The sequence below is a fragment of the Kitasatospora viridis genome, assembly GCF_007829815.1.
Classification (GTDB): domain Bacteria; phylum Actinomycetota; class Actinomycetes; order Streptomycetales; family Streptomycetaceae; genus Kitasatospora; species Kitasatospora viridis.
Map to the genome: position 1 here is coordinate 4,019,308 of NZ_VIWT01000001.1, position 16,202 is coordinate 4,035,509.

Genomic DNA, 16,202 nt, shown 5'->3' on the forward strand with positions numbered 1-16,202 from the left:
CTCTGGCTGCTGCTGCGCTGCCACTGAGCACGTGTCCGAGGACGCGGAAGGGCCGCCCCGAGGGGCGGCCCTTCCGGCTTCGTCACAGGTCGGCTCAGACCGTCGCGAGCATCTCCTGCTCGCTGGGCAGCTGGACGTGCGCACCGAGCGCCCGCAGCTTCTCCAGGAAGTTCTCGTAGCCGCGGTTGATCAGCGAGATCCCGTGCACCGTGGAGGTGCCCTCGGCGGCCAGCGCCGCGATCAGGTAGGAGAAGCCGCCGCGCAGGTCCGGGATCACCAGCTCGCCGCCGAGCAGCTTCGACGGGCCGGAGACGACCGCCGAGTGCAGGAAGTTGCGCTGCCCGAACCGGCACGGGGTGCCGCCCAGGCACTCGCGGTACAGCTGGATGTGCGCGCCCATCTGGTTCAGCGCCGAGGTGAAGCCGAGCCGCGACTCGTAGACCGTCTCGTGCACGATCGACAGGCCGGCCGCCTGGGTCAGCGCGACCACCAGGGGCTGCTGCCAGTCGGTCTGGAAGCCCGGGTGCACGTCGGTCTCCAGGGCGATGGCGTTCAGCTCGCCGCCCGGGTGCCAGAACCGGATGCCCTCGTCGTCCACCGCGAAGGCGCCGCCGACCTTCCGGAAGGTGTTGAGGAAGGTCATCATCTCCAGCTGGCGGGCGCCGCGGACGTAGATGTCGCCCTTGGTGGCCAGCGCCGCGCAGGCCCAGGAGGCGGCCTCCAGCCGGTCCGGCAGCGCGCGGTGGTTGTAGCCGCCGAGCTCGTCCACGCCGGTGATCAGGATGGTCCGGTCGGTGCCCATCGAGATGATCGCGCCCATCTTCTGCAGCACGCAGATCAGGTCGACGATCTCCGGCTCGATGGCCGCGTTGCGCAGCTCGGTGTCACCCTCGGCCAGCACCGCGGTGAGCAGCACCTGCTCGGTCGCGCCGACCGAGGGGTAGGGCAGCTCGATCTTGGTGCCGCGCAGCCGCTGGGCGGCCACCAGGTAGGTGCCCTGCGGGTGCTTCTCGATGGTGGCGCCGAACTGGCGCAGCACCTCGAAGTGGAAGTCGACCGGGCGGCCGCCGATGTCGCAGCCGCCCAGGCCCGGGATGAAGGCGTGGCCGAGCCGGTGCAGCAGCGGGCCGCAGAACAGGATCGGGATCCGCGAGGAGCCGGCGTGCGCGTCGATGTCGGCGACGTTGGCGCTCTCCACGTGCGAGGGGTCGAGGATCAGCTCCCCCTCCTCCTCGCCGCTGCGCACCGTGACCCCGTGCAGCTGGAGCAGACCGCGCACCACCTTGACGTCACGGATGTCCGGGACGTTGCGCAGTCTGCTGGGGCCCTGGCCGAGCAGGGCGGCAACCATCGCCTTGGGCACCAGGTTCTTGGCGCCGCGGACGCGGATCTCGCCTTCCAGCGGGTTTCCGCCGTGGACCAGCAGGACGTCGTCGGTCATCGTTCTCGCAATCGGGGGTTCGCAGCCATGGCTCGGGCGCCACCTTCGGTAGATGGTAGTAGGAGGTTGTTCGGTTCCCGTCCCCACGCAGGGTGATCATGCTCTCTCCGGGTGGAACGGTGAGGGACCGTCAGCCGAACGGCTGCTCGATTCGGTGCGTGAGGTTTCGCCGCTCCGCCGGGTCCCGGGGCCGTGTTCCGGTACTCGCGCGGCCCGCACTGCGGGATCATGTGGGCATGACCGCGGCCCCCTCGCACACCGGCCGCCTGCTCGTGGCGGCCCCCGTGCTCACCGACCCGAACTTCGCCCGGTCGGTGGTGCTGCTGCTCGACCACGACGAGCAGGGCGCGCTCGGCGTGGTGCTCAACCGGCCTACCCAGGTCGGGGTCTGCGACGTGCTGGACGGCTGGGCCGAACTGACCGGCGACCCCCAGGTGATCTTCCAGGGCGGCCCGGTCGGCCTGGACTCGGCGCTCGCGGTCGCCGTGGTGCCCGGCGAGCCCGGCCCGGAGGAACCGCTCGGCTGGCGCCGGGTGCACGGTGCGATCGGCCTGGTCGACCTGGAGGCGCCGCCCCAGGTGCTGGCCGGCGAACTGGGCGCGCTGCGGGTCTTCGCCGGCTACGCGGGCTGGACGCCCGGCCAGCTGGAGCAGGAGATCGCCGAGGGCGCCTGGTACCTGGTGGACGCCGAGCCCGGCGACATCTCCGCCCCGCACCCGGAGGGCCTGTGGCGGGCGGTGCTGCGGCGCCAGACCGGGGCGCTGGCGATGCTCGCCACCTACCCCGAGGACCCCACGCTGAACTGACCGGGCGAGCCGCAACGGGCTCCGTTTCGCCCGCGGCCCCCATAGACTTGGCCCTCATGAGCACTCTTGAGCCCGAGCGCGGCCTCGGAACCGGCACCCTGGTCGAGCCCGTCCCGCAGGTGTCCAACGGCGACGGTGACCACGAGCGCTTCGCGCACTACGTCCAGAAGGACAAGATCATGGAGAGCGCGCTCTCCGGCTCCCCGGTCGTCGCGCTCTGCGGCAAGGTCTGGGTGCCCGGGCGCGACCCGAAGAAGTACCCGGTCTGCCCGATGTGCAAGGAGATCTACGAGGGCATCGGCGCCGGCGGGGACAAGGGCGGCGACAAGGGCGGCAACCAGGGCAAGTAAGCCCGGGATTGGTCTATGCCACTGCGGAGGTGCGGGGCAGGATGGTCCGCATGGACCTGATCCCCGCACCGTCCGCTGTCCGGCTCGACCCGCGGCGGACGCTGCCGCTCGGACCCGACGCCACGCTCTCCGGCGGCCCCGGCACCGAGGCCGCCGAGCGGTGGCTGCGCGCCGAGCTCGGCGCCGCCACCGGCCTGGCCCTGCCGCCGGCCGCGCGGCCGCTGATCGAACTGCGGATCGACGAGGCGCTGGCCGCCGAGGAGTACCGGATCACCGTCGACGCCGAGCGGGCCCTGCTCACCGCCGGCGGACCGGCCGGCGCACACTGGGCGGCCCAGACGCTGCGCCAGCTGCTCGGCCCCGAGGCCCACCGCCGCGCCCCGCTGCGCCGCACCGGCTGGGCCCTGCCGCTCGGCGAGATCGCCGACGCCCCGCGGTTCCGCTGGCGCGGCCTGCTGATCGACACCGCCCGGCACTTCCTGCCCAAGCCCGACCTGCTGCGCTACGTGGACCTGCTGGCCGCGCACAAGCTCAACGTGCTGCACCTGCACCTGACGGACGACCAGGGCTGGCGGTTCGAGGTCAAGCGCTGCCCGAGGCTGACCGAGGTCGGCTCCTGGCGGACCCACTCGATGGTGGGGTTCCGCGACGGGCAGCGCTGGGACGACCGCCCGCACGGCGGCTTCTACACCCAGGACGACCTGCGCGAACTGGTGGCCTACGCGGCCGACCGGGGGATCACCGTGGTCCCGGAGATCGACCTGCCCGGGCACAACCAGGCCGCCATCGCCGCCTACCCGGAACTCGGCAACACCGACGTGGTGGACACCGCCGGCCTCGGGGTGTGGACCGACTGGGGGGTCAGCAAGCACGTGCTGAACGCCTCGGACGCCACCCTGGCCTTCTACGAGGGCGTGCTGGAGGAGCTGCTGGAGGTCTTCCCGTCGGAGTTCGTGCACATCGGCGGGGACGAGTGCCCCAAGGACGAGTGGCGGGCCAGCCCGGCCGCGCAGGCCCGGATCCGGGAGCTCGGTGTGGGCGACGAGGACGGGCTGCAGAGCTGGATGATCCGGCACTTCGACCGCTGGCTGGCCGAGCGCGGGCGCCGGCTGATCGGCTGGGACGAGATCCTGGAGGGCGGGCTGGCCCCCGGCGCCGCCGTCTCCTCCTGGCGCGGCTTCGCCGGCGGCACGGCCGCCGCGCGGGCCGGGCACCAGGTGGTGATCTGCCCCGAGCAGCACGTCTACCTGGACCACCGGCAGGGCGGCGGGCCCGAGGAGCCGATCCCGATCGGGTTCGTGCGCACCCTGGAGGACGTCTACCGGTTCGAACCGGTGCCGGCCGATCTGGACGAGGCGAGCGCCCGTCAGGTGATGGGCACTCAGGCGACCCTGTTCACCGAGTTCGCCGACAGCCCCCGGGAGGTGGACTTCCGGGCCTTCCCGCGGCTCGCCGCGCTCGCCGAGGTGGCCTGGTCGGCGCTGCCCACCGACCCGGCCGAGCGCGACTGGCCCGGCTTCGAGCGGCGGATGCGCACCCACCTGGCCCGGCTGGACGCGCTCGGCGTGGGGTACCGCCCGCCGGCCGGCCCGCACCCCTGGCAGCAGTGGCCGGGCGTGGTGGGCCGCCCGCTGGACGGGCCGCCGCCGGTGCGCTGAGCGGCGGCCGACCGGGCGTCGGGGCGGCGGGCGGCGGGAACTTCCGGACCCGCCGACGCGTCATGATCTTGTGGACGGCCGGGCCGCCGGGTGGCGCGACCCGCCGGCCGGCGGTCCGGGGAGCACCGCCGCCGGACCCCGTCGCAGGGTGTGCCAGAGTGGCCGAACCGGCGGGCGGCTTCTGTTCGGCTGCCCGGGCCCGTACTCTACGGGCGGTACCGCGAGCAGCGGTGCCAGGCGGGACGGCCGGTCGACGGCCGCCCGGTCCGGCTGCCCGGTCCGGGCGCAGCCCAGGAGAGTGGAGCATGGTGGGACCCAGGTGAATCGGACGATCATGCTGCCGACCTCCCTGGAGGAGGCCGTCGAGGCCCTGGGCGCCAACCCCGCCGCCGTGCCGGTGGCCGGCGGCACCGACCTGATGGAGGCGGTCAACGCCGGGCGACTGCGCCCCGGCGCGCTGCTCGGCCTCGGTCGGATCACCGAACTGCGCGGCTGGCGCTACGAGGACGGCGGCACCGCGGTGCTCGGCGCCGGCCTCACCCTGGCCCGGATGGACCGCCCCGACTTCGCCGCGCTGATCCCGGCGCTGGCCGACGCGGCCCGCACCGCCGGCCCGCCGCAGACCCGCAACGTCGGCACCCTGGGCGGCAACATCGCCACCGCCGCGCCCACCGGCGACACCCTGCCGGTGCTCGCCGCGCTGGAGGCCGTGGTCACCCTGGCCCGGCCCGGCGCCACCCGCGAGGTGCCGGTCAGTCACCTGCTCACCGGGATGGACCCGATCCGCCCCGGCGAACTGCTCACCTGGGTGCGGGTGCCGCTGCTGCACGCCCCCCAGGTCTTCCTCAAGGCCACCGGCCGCAGCGGCCCGGCCAGGGCCACCGCCTCGGTCGCCCTGGTGCTCGACCCGGCCCGGCGCGGGGTGCGCTGCGCGGTCGGCGCGGTCGCGCCGGTGCCGCTGCGCCCGCTGGAGGCGGAGGCCTGGGTGGCCGGCTGCATCGACTGGTCGGCCCGCGGCGAGGACGGCGCCCGCACCATCGACCCGGCCGCGGCCGCCGCCTTCGGCGAGTACGTGGCCACCGCCTGCGTGCCGGACGGCTACGGCGCCGACCCGGGCGTGCTGCAGCCGGAGGGGCCGACGGCGGCGGCCACCGCGCTACGGCGTACCGTGGCGGTGCTGGCCCGCCGGGCGCTGGGGAGGGCACTGAAGTGACGGCCGAGGGGATCGCCCAGATGGCGACCGATCCGACGATGCACCCCGCCCAGGTGGGGGACGGGCGGCCCACCGCCTCCTACACCCTGCGGGTGAACGGCTTCGAACGACCCGTCAGCGACGCCTGGATCGGCGAGAGCCTGCTCTACGTGCTGCGCGAGCGGCTCGGCCTGGCCGGCGCCAAGAACGGCTGCGAGCAGGGCGAGTGCGGGGCCTGCTCGGTGCAGGTGGACGGCCAGCTGGTGGCCGGCTGCCTGGTGCCGGCGGCGCTCGCCGCGGACAGCGAGATCGCCACCGTGGAGGGCCTGTCGGGCGGCGGCGCGGCCAGCGACGTGCAGCAGGCGCTGGCCGACTCCGGCGCGGTGCAGTGCGGCTACTGCGCGCCCGGGATGGCGATGGCGGTGCACGACCTGCTGCAGCGCAACCACCGGCCGACCGAGGTGGAGGCCCGGCAGGCGCTGTGCGGCAACCTGTGCCGGTGCACCGGCTACCGCAGCGTGCTGGCGGCCGTGCAGACCGTCTCGGACGGGCGGACGGCCGCGCTGGTCGCGGCCGAGCAGGCCGCGGGGAAGGCCGCCGAGCAGGCCGGACAAGCCGAGCAGGCCGGGCAGGCCGGGCAGGCCGAGCACCCGGAACCGGCGGAGCAGCCGGCCGGCCCCGCTGACGCGGTGTCAGCCGCCCCCGTGCCGCCCGTCGAGGACCCGAGCGACCCGCCGGTCTACCAGGACGCCTGGAGCGGCACCCAGACCGTCGGCGAGGTGCCGATCTTCGAGGCCGAGGACGGCTGGATCACCGCCGAGGAGGCCGGGGTGACCGCCGCCGGCACCGGCCTCGGCGCGATCCCCGCGCAGGGCTACCCCGGCTACGAGCAGACCGCCTACGGGCCCGGCACGGTCTACGCCGCAGGCGCCGGCTACGAGCCGACGCCCGCGCACGGCACCCCGACCGCGCCGTTCGAGGGCACCCCGGCGCAGGGCACCCCGTACGTGCCGACGCCGGCGCACGGCATCCCGGTCGTGGCGTTCGACGGGACCCCCGCGCAGGGCGTCCCGGTGGTGGGCTACGACGGCACCCCGGCGCAGGGGACGCCGTACGAGCCGACGCCCGCGCACGGCATCCCGGTCGTGCCGTTCGACGGGACCGTCTACCAGGACCCGTCCTACCAGGACCCGTCGGCCTACCCGGTCGACCCGTACGCCGGCGGCTACCCCGGCTACGACCCGCTCGGCCACCAGGGCACCCCCGCGCACGGCGTGCCCGCCGCCGGCCCGTTCGACGGCACCGTGTACGAGACCGCCCCCGGCACGCCCGAGGCGGGCACCCCCGCCCACGGCCTCCTCCTCCCCGAGGACGACCACGCATGACCGACCAGCTCGACCGCACCGAGGGCGCCACCGCACCCCCCACCGGCCTGGGCAGCTCGCCGCTGCGCACCGACGCCCTGCCCAAGGCGCTCGGCATCTACCCGTACGCCGCCGACCTGTGGGCCGAGGGGCTGCTCTGGGGCTCGGTGCTGCGCTCGCCGCACCCGCACGCCCGGATCCTCGGCATCGACACCTCGGCCGCGCTGGCGCTGCCCGGCGTGCACGCCGTGGTGACCGCCGCCGACCTGCCGGGCCAGGACGGCGGCGACCGCCCGGTGCTGGCCGCCGAGGTGGTCCGCCACCACGGCGAGCCGGTGGCCGCGGTGGCCGCCGACCACCCGGACACCGCCCGGCTGGCCGCCTCGCTGATCCTGGTCGAGTACCAGCTGCTGGAGCCGCTGACCGACCCCGAGCAGGCCTTCAACGGCCCAGCCCTGCACCCGAACGGGAACCTGCTGCGCCACCTGCCGCTGCGCCGCGGCGACCAGGAGGCGGTCGGCGAGGTGGTGGTCGAGGGCCTCTACCAGGTGGGCCGGCAGGACCCGGCGCCGATCGGGGCGGAGGCCGGGCTGGCCGTGCCGCGCCCGGACGGCGGGGTCGAGCTGCACCTGTCCTCCACCGACCCGCACGGCGACCGGGAGCGGGCCGCGGCCCGGCTCGGCCTGGACCCGGACCGGGTGCGGTTGGTGGCGACCGGCGTGCCGGGGGCCACCGCGGACCGCGAGGACCTCTCCTTCCAGGTGGTGCTGGCACTGCTGGCGCTGCGCTCCGGCCGGCCGGTGAAGATGGTGCTGACCCGGGAGGAGTCCTTCCAGGCGCACGCCGGCCGGCACCCCGCGCTGCTGCGCTACCGTCACCACGCCGACGCCCAGGGCAAGCTGGTCAAGGTGGAGGCGCAGATCCTGCTGGACGGCGGGGCCTACGCCGACGCCTCGGCCGAGTCGCTGGCCGCCGCCACCGCCTTCGCCGTCGGCCCGTACATCTGCCCGAACGTCTCGGTGGACGCCTGGGCGGTGCGCACCAACAACCCGCCGGCCGGCCGGATGCGCGGCGAGGGCGCGATGCAGTCCTGCTTCGCGCACGAGTCCCAGCTGGACCTGCTGGCCGCCCGGCTGGGCCTGGACCCGCTGGAGGTGCGCCGCCGCAACGTGATGGCCACCGGTGACGCGCTGCCCACCGGACAGGCCGTCACCTGCCCGGCGCCGGTGGCCGAACTGCTGGACGCGGTGGCCGAGGTGCCGCTGCCCGCGCTGCCGCTGGACGAGCCGGACACCGACTGGCTGCTGCCCGGCGGACCGGGCGGGGCCGGCGACCCGGCGGCGGTGCGGCGCGGGATCGGCTACGCGGTCGGCATGGTGCACATGCTGGGGGCGGAGGGCACCGACGAGGTGTCCACCGCCACCGTGCGGGTGAGCGGCGACCACGCGACGGTGATCTGCGCGGCGGTGGACGCCGGGCAGGGTTTCGCCACGCTGGCCCGGCAGATCGTGCAGAGCGTGCTCGGGGTCAGCGAGGTCTACATCGCGCCGGTGGACAGCGACCAGTCGATCGCCGGGCCGTCCGCCCGCGGCCGGCACACCTGGGTCTCCGGCGGGGCGGTGGAGCGGGCCGCGCTGATGGTCCGCCACCAGCTGCTGGCGCCGATCGCGGCCGACTTCGGGATGTCGGTGGAGCTGCTGTCGATCGCCGACGGCAAGATCACCTCCTACGACGGGGTGCTCGGCATGCCGGTCACCGAGGCGCTGGAGGGCAAGGAGCTGTGGGCGACCGCGCAGTGCCGCCCGCACCCGACCGAGCCGCTGGACGAGGCCGGGCAGGGCGACGCCTTCGTCTCCATCGCGTTCTGCGCGATGCGCGCGGTGGTGGACGTGGACATCGAGCTGGGCGCGGTCCGGGTGGTCGACGTGACGGTGGCCCAGGACGTCGGCCGGGCGCTGAACCCGGGTCAGATCGAGGACCGGATCGAGGCCGCGGTGGCCCAGGGCATCGGCACCGCGCTGCTGGAGGACCTGCGCACGGCCGGCGGCGTGGTGCTCAACCCCTCGCTGACCGGCTACCGGCTGCCCACCTCGCTGGACACGCCCGAGGTGCGGATCGCCAAGCTGGTGGAGGAGCGGGACGTGGTCGCCACCTTCGGCGCCAAGGCGGTCAGCGCGGTGCCGGCCGTGGTCGCGCCGGCCGCGGTGGCGGCGGCGGTCCGGGCAGCCACCGGGCTGCCGGTGGGGCGGCTGCCGATCCCGCCGCAGGACGCGGTGGTGCCGGTGGGCCCGGTGGCGGGCTGAGGCCCGTCACCGCCCCGGCGGGCGTTCCCGAGCTCCTCGGGAACGCCCGTTCCCTTTTCTGGGAACGTCGGAATTCCGGGCGGCGAAATCGCCGTCCGGAATTCCGGGAACGAGGCCATGACGGGAATCGAACCCGTGGAAAACCGTTTTGCAGACGGTCCCCTTGACCACTCGGGCACACGGCCGTGACGGTGGGTCGGATGGTGCGGTCGGGCTGGTGGGCTCCTTTTCGGACGGGCGGCAGCCGGCTGGAACTGTGTGAAGCGAGGCCATGACGGGATTCGAACCCGCGTCAACCGCTGTGCAGGCGGATCCCTGGGACCACTCGGGCACATGGCCGAGCCCCGGCCGGAGGCCGGGTCGGGGTGGGGCCCCGGCCGAAGGCCGGGGAAGGTCGGACGACATGCCGACGGGAATGCGGAGAATGAGGCCATGACGGGAATCGAACCCGTGTACACCGCTTTGCAGACGGTTCCCTGAGCCACTCGGGCACATGGCCGTGATGGTGCGTCAGGCGGTGCGACAACAGGAGAGGGCGGGGCGGTTCATGATCGCGGGCTCCTCTCCGGTCGGTGATATCCGCGGGCTTTCTGCGGGCTTCTGGAAAAGATATTACGCGGCGCCGGGTGGGGGCCGTCAATGCCCGAATGTGACATCCGTATGAAGTCCTAGGACCAAAGGTCAGGAGTCAATCAGCTCATGGCGGCTTACCATGGCCGTCATGACCGCTTCCGACACCGCGCTGCCGACTGCCCTCGCCCCGCCTGACCAGGGCGGCGTGCTCGGCGCCCGGTACCGGGCGCTGACCCTGGGGATCGTCTCCGTGGTGCTGCTGCTCGCCTTCGAGGCGACCGCGGTCAACACCGCGATGCCGGTGGCGGCCCGTCAGCTGCACGGGGTGGGGCTGTACGCCTTCGCGTTCTCCGGCTACTTCACCAGCACCCTGTTCGCCATGGTGCTCTCCGGCGAGTGGTGCGACCGGCGCGGGCCGGTGCTGCCGCTGTTCGCCGGGATCGGGATATTCGCCGGCGGGCTGGTGGTGGCCGGTACGGCGGCGAACATGTGGCTCTTCGTCAGCGGCCGGGCGATCCAGGGGCTCGGCGGCGGGCTGGTGATCGTCGCGCTCTACGTGGTGGTCGGGCGGGCCTTCCCGGAGCGGCTGCGGCCGGCCGTCTTCGCGGCCTTCTCGGCCGCCTGGGTGCTGCCCTCGATCGTCGGGCCGGTGGTCTCCGGGGCGGTCACCCAGCACCTGGGCTGGCGCTGGGTCTTCCTGGCGGTCCCGATGCTGGTGGTGCTGCCGCTCGCGGTGATGGGCCCGGCGCTGCGCCGCGCCGAGCGCGAACAGCCGGCGATGGTTGGCGGCGCGCTGAACTGGCAGCGGATCGGGTTGGCCGCGATGGCGGCGCTCGGCGCCGGACTGCTGCAGTACGCGGGGGAGCGGCGCGACCTGCTCGCGCTGCTGCCCGCGGCGGCCGGGGCCGGACTGCTGGTGCCGGCGGTGCTGCGGCTGCTGCCCGGCGGCACCCTGCGGGCGGCCCGCGGCCTGCCCACGCTGATCCTGCTGCGCGGGGTCGCGGCCGGGGCGTTCTTCGCGGCCGAGGCCTTCATACCGCTGATGATGGTGACCCAGCGCCACCTCTCGCCCACCCTGGCCGGGCTCACCCTGACCAGCGGCGGCCTCTCCTGGGCGCTCGGCTCCTGGCTGCAGGGGCGGCCCGGCGCCGAGCGCTACCGCGAGCAGTTGATCCGGGCCGGCTTCCTGCTCACCGCGCTGGCCATCGGCGGGGCCGCGCTGGTGCTGCTGCCCGGCGCGCCGACCTGGACGGCGGCGGTGGCCTGGGCGTTCGGCGGCATCGGGATGGGGCTGTCGATCGCCAGCATCAGCGTGCTGATGATGAAGCTCTCGCCGCCCGAGGCGGCCGGGGCCAACTCGGCCTCGCTGCAGATGTCCGACGCGCTCGGCAACGTGCTGCTGGTCGGCCTGGCCGGGGTGCTCTTCGCCGGGCTCGGTGGCGGCGCGGTGGCGGCGGCCGGCGCCGGGGCGGGCGGCGGGGCGCGCGGCGCGTTCGCCGCCATCTTCCTGGTGATGACGGCGGTCGCGCTGCTCGGCGCCGCGCTGGCCGGCCGGGTCCGCCCGGCCCGGGCCTAGGCCCGCCGGCTCAGGAGCTGCGGCGGCGCCGGTGGTGCAGCACGGCGGCGGCCGAGGTGCCCAGCAGGGTCAGGCCGGCGGCGGTCTCCGGGAGGTTCGGGCCGATCGAGCCGCCGAGGCCGGCGTGGCTCGGGCCGGTCGGACCGGTGGGCTGCGTGTGGTCGGGCCGGCCGGGGTCGCCGTGCACCGTGATGGTGGTGGTGACCTCGCTCTTGGTGACGGTGGTGCACTTGACGGTCACGTCGTAGACGCCGGGGCGGGCGTGCTCGGGCACGGTGACGACGGCGCCGACCAGGCCGCGCAGCGAGCCCAGCTTGGCCTGCGGGATGTCCTCGGCCTGGCCGTTCTGGCCGTTCTGGCCGTTCTGGTCGTCCTGCGCGTGCTCGCGGGAGCGGAAGACGGCCGTGCCGCCGGCGCTGTCGCAGTTGCCGCCGTCCAGGACGGTGAACTGGCTGCCGGGGGAGACCGGGTCCGGTTCGATGATGACCGGGTTGGCGGCGGCGGTACCGGCCGCGGCCAGGCCGGCGGCCAGGGCGAGCAGCCCGGTGGCGGCGAAGTGGCGAGCACGCATGGTGGGTTCTCCCAGGACGCGGTCGCGGGGCGGTCCCCGCGCGGGAAGTAGGTGGATCCGGGTCCTGACACCAGGGGTACGGTCCGGCCCGGCCGGGCGCATCCGCAGAACCCCCGGCCCGGCCCGCCCAAACCCGCCGCTACCTGGGGTGATGCCTCCTCACCCCGGGTAGCGCCGAACGGGTCGGGGACGGAGCACCCGGTCGGCGTCAGGCGGCGGTCGGGGCCAGGTAGCTCGACCAGCCGCCGGCCGGGGACTCGCCGACGTTCAGGGCCTGGAGCTTGCGCAGCACGGCCGGGTCCTGCGCCTCCAGCCACTGGACCAGCTGGCGGAACGAGACCAGCCGCACCTCGGGCTTGTCGGCGATGGTCCGGAAGACCTCCTCGACGGCGTTCATGTAGATGCCGCCGTTCCACTGCTCGAAGTGGTTGCCGATGTACATCGGCGCCCGGTTGCCGTTGTAGGCCCGCTCGAAGCCGGCCAGGTAGGCGTCCCGGGCCTGCCGCTGCCAGGCGTCCTGCATCACCGCGTTGCCCTTGGTGTTGTCGCCCGACTGGTTGTACATGATGTTGTAGTCCATCGAGAGCACCTGGAAGGAGTGCCCGGGGAACGGGATGGACTGCAGCGGCATGTCCCACAGCGCGCCGCCCTGGAACTTCTGCGGCCAGACCTGGAGCCCGCCGGGCCCGCTGGCGTCGTACTTCCAGCCGCGCGCGGCGGCGGTCGGCAGCAGGCCGCGCTGGCCCTCCAGGCACGGGGTGCGGCCGCCGATCAGCTCCTTGCGGTAGTCGAAGGGCAGCGCCGGCAGGTCGGTGAAGCCGGTGTTGGTGCGCCAGTTCATCACGAAGTCCATGGCTTGCTGGATCTCGCTGTCCCAGTCGTCCGGCGACCACCGCCCGCCGCCGGTGGGCCCGCAGAAGTGCCCGTTGAAGTGGGTGCCGATCTCGTGGCCGTCCAGCCAGGCGGCGCCCACCTGGCTCAGCGTGGCGTGGACGTGCTGGTCGGCCAGGTAGCCGATGTCGGAGGCGCCGATCCGGTGCTGCGGCGGGCGGTACATGTCCTTCTTGCCCTCCGGCAGCAGGTAGATGCCGGAGAGGAAGAAGGTCATCGAGGCGTTGTGCTCGTTGGCCAGGGTGCGGAACCGGGAGAACAGCTTGTCGTCCAGCTCGCCGGCGCCGTCCCAGGAGAAGACCACGAACTGCGGCGGGCGCTGGCCGGGCTCCATGCGTTCGGGGACCGGCTGGTGCGGCTGCGGGCCGGTGTCGGAGGTGGAGCCGTCGCCGATCATGGTGGCCGGCGGCTTGGCCGGGGTGCTCGGCGCCGCGGGGGAGGCGGGGGCGCTGCCGGTCTCCGGGGCCGCGCCCGCCTGCGCCGCCCCCCGGCTCCCGGCGGCGGACGGGCGGCGGGCGCAGCCGGCGGCCGCGGTGGCGGCGGCCGCCGCTCCGGCGGCCAGCAGGGAACGGCGGGGCAGGGCGTCCATGGTCACTCCAAGTCGTAGGGGCGTGGCGGGCGACCGCGGTGCGGTCCAACGGCCGTGCGGCTCCTGACTTCTGGCGTGGCGTCCGCTGATGGGCCGTTATGTGCTGATTTGTCCAAAGGATGGCACGCCCCGGGCCGCCACGGCGGGCCGGAGCCCGGTGGACCGCCCGTTAGGACCAGCCGGTCGGCGTGTCGACGGGACCGCCGGATCGAACGATCATTCAGATTGGACGCAGGCAGCGGGAGGAGCAGAAGGTCACCATGTGGCAGTCGGTACTGGACGCCTACCACTCCCGAGTCGTCGAACCCGGCCGGCAGCCGCTCTTCCTGCTGCTGCTCGGCCTGGTCGTCTCCTTCCTCTTCATCCGGCTCAGCACCCGGCTGATCCGCCGCGGCACCTCCTGGTGGCCGGGCAACCTCACCCCGGGCGGCCTGCACATCCACCACGTGGTCTTCGGCCAGGCGCTGATGCTGGTCACCGGCGTCGGCGGGTTCACCGTGCACGGGCTGACCAGCCACACCCGGGAGCTGCTGGCGCTCGGCTTCGGCATCGGCTGCGGGCTGGTGCTGGACGAGTTCGCCCTGGTGCTGCACCTGGAGGACGTGTACTGGAAGGAGCAGGGCCGCAAGTCGGTGGACGCGGTGATCCTGGCCGTGGCGCTGATCGGCCTGTTGCTGCTCGGTCAACTGCCGCTCGGCGGCTTCTCCGGACGCCCCTCCGCCGGCCAGCTGGTGGTGGCCGGCGCGCTGCTGGTGCTGGTCGTGGTCAGCCTGCTCAAGGGCAAGCTGTGGACCGGCCTGATCGGCGTGATGGTCCCGCTGCTCGCGGTGGTCGGCGCGATCCGGCTGGCCCGCCCCGGCAGCCCCTGGGCCCGCTGGCGCTACCGCAGCCGGCCACGCCGGATGGCCCGCGCCGAACGCCGCGAGGCCCGGGTGCACCGCCGGCTGATGACGGTCAAGACCACCGCCTACAACCTGCTGGCCGGCGCCCCCGACGTCAGCGCCGAGCCGGCCGCCGCGGCCGCTGCCGCCGCCGTCCCGGCCCCCGCCGCGCCGCCCGAGCTGCCCCCCGAGCCGCCGCTGCCGCGCTGGCGGCAGCGCTGCGGCGGCTACGCCGAGTGGTACCTGCGGATCGCCGCCGCGCTCAACCTGCTGGCCGGGCTGATCGCCCCCTTCCGTGACCGGGTGCACCGGGCCAACAGCGGCGACTACTTCACCCCGGTGCTGGTCACCGCCGGCTTCACCGCCGCGCTCTTCGCCGCCTTGCTGGCCGTGATGCTGCGCCGCAAGAAGCGGGCCGCCTGGATCGTCGCCACCACCGTGGTGGCGCTCTACGCGCTGCTCTTCGGGCTGGCCCTGGCGGTGCTCCCGGAGGACCGGGCGCACGCGCTGAACTGGGTCTCGGCGGTGCTCACCGCCAGCGTGCTGGCCGCGCTGCTGCTCGGACGGCGGGCCTACCAGGTGCGCGGCGCGCGCGGCAACGTGCTGGTCGGGCTGACCACCGCGGCGGTCGGCGGGGCGCTGGTGATCGGGCTCGGCGCGGTGCTGATCCGGGCCAGCAACCAGGCGCCCGTGCCGGACTGGGACGACAGCGTGCGGTACGCCGCGATCCGGCTCTTCACCACCTCCGGCTTCGGTGAACTGGTGCCCACGGTGACCGTGGCCCGCTGGGCCGACCTGGCGATCAACGTGCTCGGCGCCGCGCTCTTCCTGATCGTGCTGCGGGTCTTCTTCCGCTCGCCGCGCGGCAAGGTCTGGCTGCAGCCGCAGGACGAGCAGCGGCTGCGCGCCCTGCTGGAGCGGCACGGCGCCCGGGACTCGCTCGGCTACTTCGCGCTGCGCCGCGACAAGTCGGTCTGCTGGTCGCCGTCCGGCAAGGCCGCCGTGCTCTACCGGGTGGTCAACGGCGTGGCGCTGGCCTCCGGCGACCCGATCGGCGACCCGGAGGCCTGGCCCGGGGCGATCGAGCGCTGGCGCGAGCTGGCCCGCGCCCACGCCTGGGTGCCCGCCGTCACCGGCGCCGGCGAGCAGGCCGGCATCGCCTACCGGCGCACCGGGCTGCGCGCGCTGGAGTTCGGCGACGAGGCGATCGTCGAGGTGGCCGACTTCAGCCTGCAGGGCCGCTCGATGCGCACCCTGCGCCAGGCCCACAACCGGGTCCGCAAGGCCGGCTACCGGGCGGTGATCCGCCGTCACCGGGACATCCCCGAGCAGGAGATGGCCGAGCTGGTGCACCTGGCCGACGCCTGGCGGCACGGCCGCACCGAACGCGGCTTCACCATGGCGCTCGGCCGGCTCGGCGACCCGACCGACGGCGACTGCGTGCTGGCCGAGTGCCGGGACGAGAACGACCGCACCTGCGCGCTGCTCAGCTTCGTGCCGTGGGGCGCGCACGGGCTCTCGCTCGACCTGATGCGGCGCGACCGGGAGTCCGAGAACGGGCTGGTCGAGTTCCTGGTCACCGAACTGCTGCTGGCCGCCGAGCAGGGCGGGCTGCCGGTCACCCGGGTCTCACTGAACTTCGCGATGTTCCGCTACGTCTTCGAGGCCGGCGGCAAGCTCGGCGCCGGGCCGGTGCTGCGGCTGTTCCGCTCGGTGCTGCGGTTCCTCTCCCGCTGGTGGCAGCTGGAGTCGCTGTACCGGGCCAACGCCAAGTACCAGCCGGTCTGGGAACCCCGGTTCGTGCTCTACGAGAAGTCCTCCGAGCTGCTGGTGATCGCCATCGCCAACGGGCTGGCCGAGGGCTTCCTGGTCCGGCCCAGGCTGTTCGGCATAGGGGCCGCCCGGCGCTCCGAAACCGCTCACCCGCCCGGCGGCGCAACCGATGCGGGCCGTCGGGCGTCCGGATTGGCTGGACAAGGGTGATATTTCCGAAGGTTCCTTCGAAGA

Annotated in this window: 11 protein-coding genes and 3 tRNA genes; 8 read left to right on the plus strand and 6 right to left on the minus strand. The window is 74.5% G+C overall.

Annotation, left to right across the window (positions count from 1 at the left end):
* Positions 1–94 precede the first annotated feature (94 nt).
* The gene (murA, locus tag FHX73_RS17965; protein ID WP_145905964.1) at positions 95–1,441 is read right to left on the minus strand and encodes a UDP-N-acetylglucosamine 1-carboxyvinyltransferase; all 1,347 of its coding nucleotides are present in this window, start codon (positions 1,439–1,441) and stop codon (positions 95–97) included.
* Positions 1,442–1,677: 236 nt separating this feature from the next.
* Here murA and FHX73_RS17970 point away from each other — a divergent pair, with 236 nt between their 5' ends.
* From FHX73_RS17970 to FHX73_RS17995, 6 genes are all read left to right on the plus strand, one after another.
* Positions 1,678–2,247 (plus strand): YqgE/AlgH family protein, encoded by a 570-nt coding sequence (locus FHX73_RS17970; protein ID WP_145905965.1) that lies wholly within the window; start codon positions 1,678–1,680, stop codon positions 2,245–2,247.
* Between the two features lie 56 nt (positions 2,248–2,303).
* Positions 2,304–2,597 carry a DUF3039 domain-containing protein gene (locus tag FHX73_RS17975; RefSeq protein ID WP_145905966.1) on the plus strand — a complete coding sequence of 98 codons (294 nt, stop codon included), beginning with the start codon at positions 2,304–2,306 and terminating at the stop codon, positions 2,595–2,597.
* 50 nt (positions 2,598–2,647) lie between these two features.
* Entirely contained in the window at positions 2,648–4,255 is a 1,608-nt protein-coding gene (locus tag FHX73_RS17980; protein ID WP_145905967.1) for a beta-N-acetylhexosaminidase, read from the plus strand.
* 334 nt (positions 4,256–4,589) lie between these two features.
* Positions 4,590–5,468, plus strand: coding sequence for an FAD binding domain-containing protein (locus FHX73_RS17985; protein ID WP_145908358.1), 879 nt, complete (start codon positions 4,590–4,592; stop codon positions 5,466–5,468).
* Positions 5,465–6,832, plus strand: a complete 1,368-nt coding sequence (locus FHX73_RS47655) for a 2Fe-2S iron-sulfur cluster-binding protein (protein WP_425461395.1) — start codon at positions 5,465–5,467, stop codon at positions 6,830–6,832. The genes FHX73_RS17985 and FHX73_RS47655 overlap by 4 nt, the downstream gene beginning before the upstream one ends.
* Complete coding sequence (locus FHX73_RS17995; RefSeq protein WP_145905968.1) at positions 6,829–9,114, plus strand: xanthine dehydrogenase family protein molybdopterin-binding subunit; 2,286 nt, start codon at positions 6,829–6,831, stop codon at positions 9,112–9,114. The genes FHX73_RS47655 and FHX73_RS17995 overlap by 4 nt, the downstream gene beginning before the upstream one ends.
* 112 nt (positions 9,115–9,226) lie before the next feature.
* On the opposite strand, the gene FHX73_RS18000 is transcribed toward FHX73_RS17995, so the two are convergent.
* From FHX73_RS18000 to FHX73_RS18010, 3 genes are all read right to left on the minus strand, one after another.
* A tRNA-Cys gene (locus FHX73_RS18000) sits at positions 9,227–9,299 on the minus strand.
* Positions 9,300–9,380: 81 nt separating this feature from the next.
* Positions 9,381–9,453: transfer RNA gene (locus FHX73_RS18005), tRNA-Cys, on the minus strand.
* Between the two features lie 88 nt (positions 9,454–9,541).
* Positions 9,542–9,613 (minus strand) — tRNA-Cys (locus FHX73_RS18010).
* A gap of 213 nt (positions 9,614–9,826) precedes the next feature.
* Here FHX73_RS18010 and FHX73_RS18015 point away from each other — a divergent pair.
* The gene (locus FHX73_RS18015) at positions 9,827–11,263 is read left to right on the plus strand and encodes an MFS transporter (RefSeq protein ID WP_145905969.1); all 1,437 of its coding nucleotides are present in this window, start codon (positions 9,827–9,829) and stop codon (positions 11,261–11,263) included.
* Between the two features lie 10 nt (positions 11,264–11,273).
* Here the strand turns inward: FHX73_RS18015 and FHX73_RS18020 are convergent, their stop codons facing one another.
* Positions 11,274–11,834 (minus strand): hypothetical protein, encoded by a 561-nt coding sequence (locus FHX73_RS18020; protein ID WP_145905970.1) that lies wholly within the window; start codon positions 11,832–11,834, stop codon positions 11,274–11,276.
* Positions 11,835–12,042: 208 nt separating this feature from the next.
* A complete protein-coding gene (locus FHX73_RS18025) occupies positions 12,043–13,314 on the minus strand; it encodes a polysaccharide deacetylase family protein (RefSeq protein WP_145905971.1) in 1,272 nt (423 codons plus the stop codon).
* A gap of 260 nt (positions 13,315–13,574) precedes the next feature.
* On the opposite strand from FHX73_RS18025, the gene FHX73_RS18030 reads away from it, so the two are divergent.
* Positions 13,575–16,178: a phosphatidylglycerol lysyltransferase domain-containing protein gene (locus tag FHX73_RS18030; protein WP_211786219.1), complete on the plus strand. Its 2,604-nt coding sequence runs from the start codon at positions 13,575–13,577 to the stop codon at positions 16,176–16,178.
* Positions 16,179–16,202: the final 24 nt, after the last annotated feature.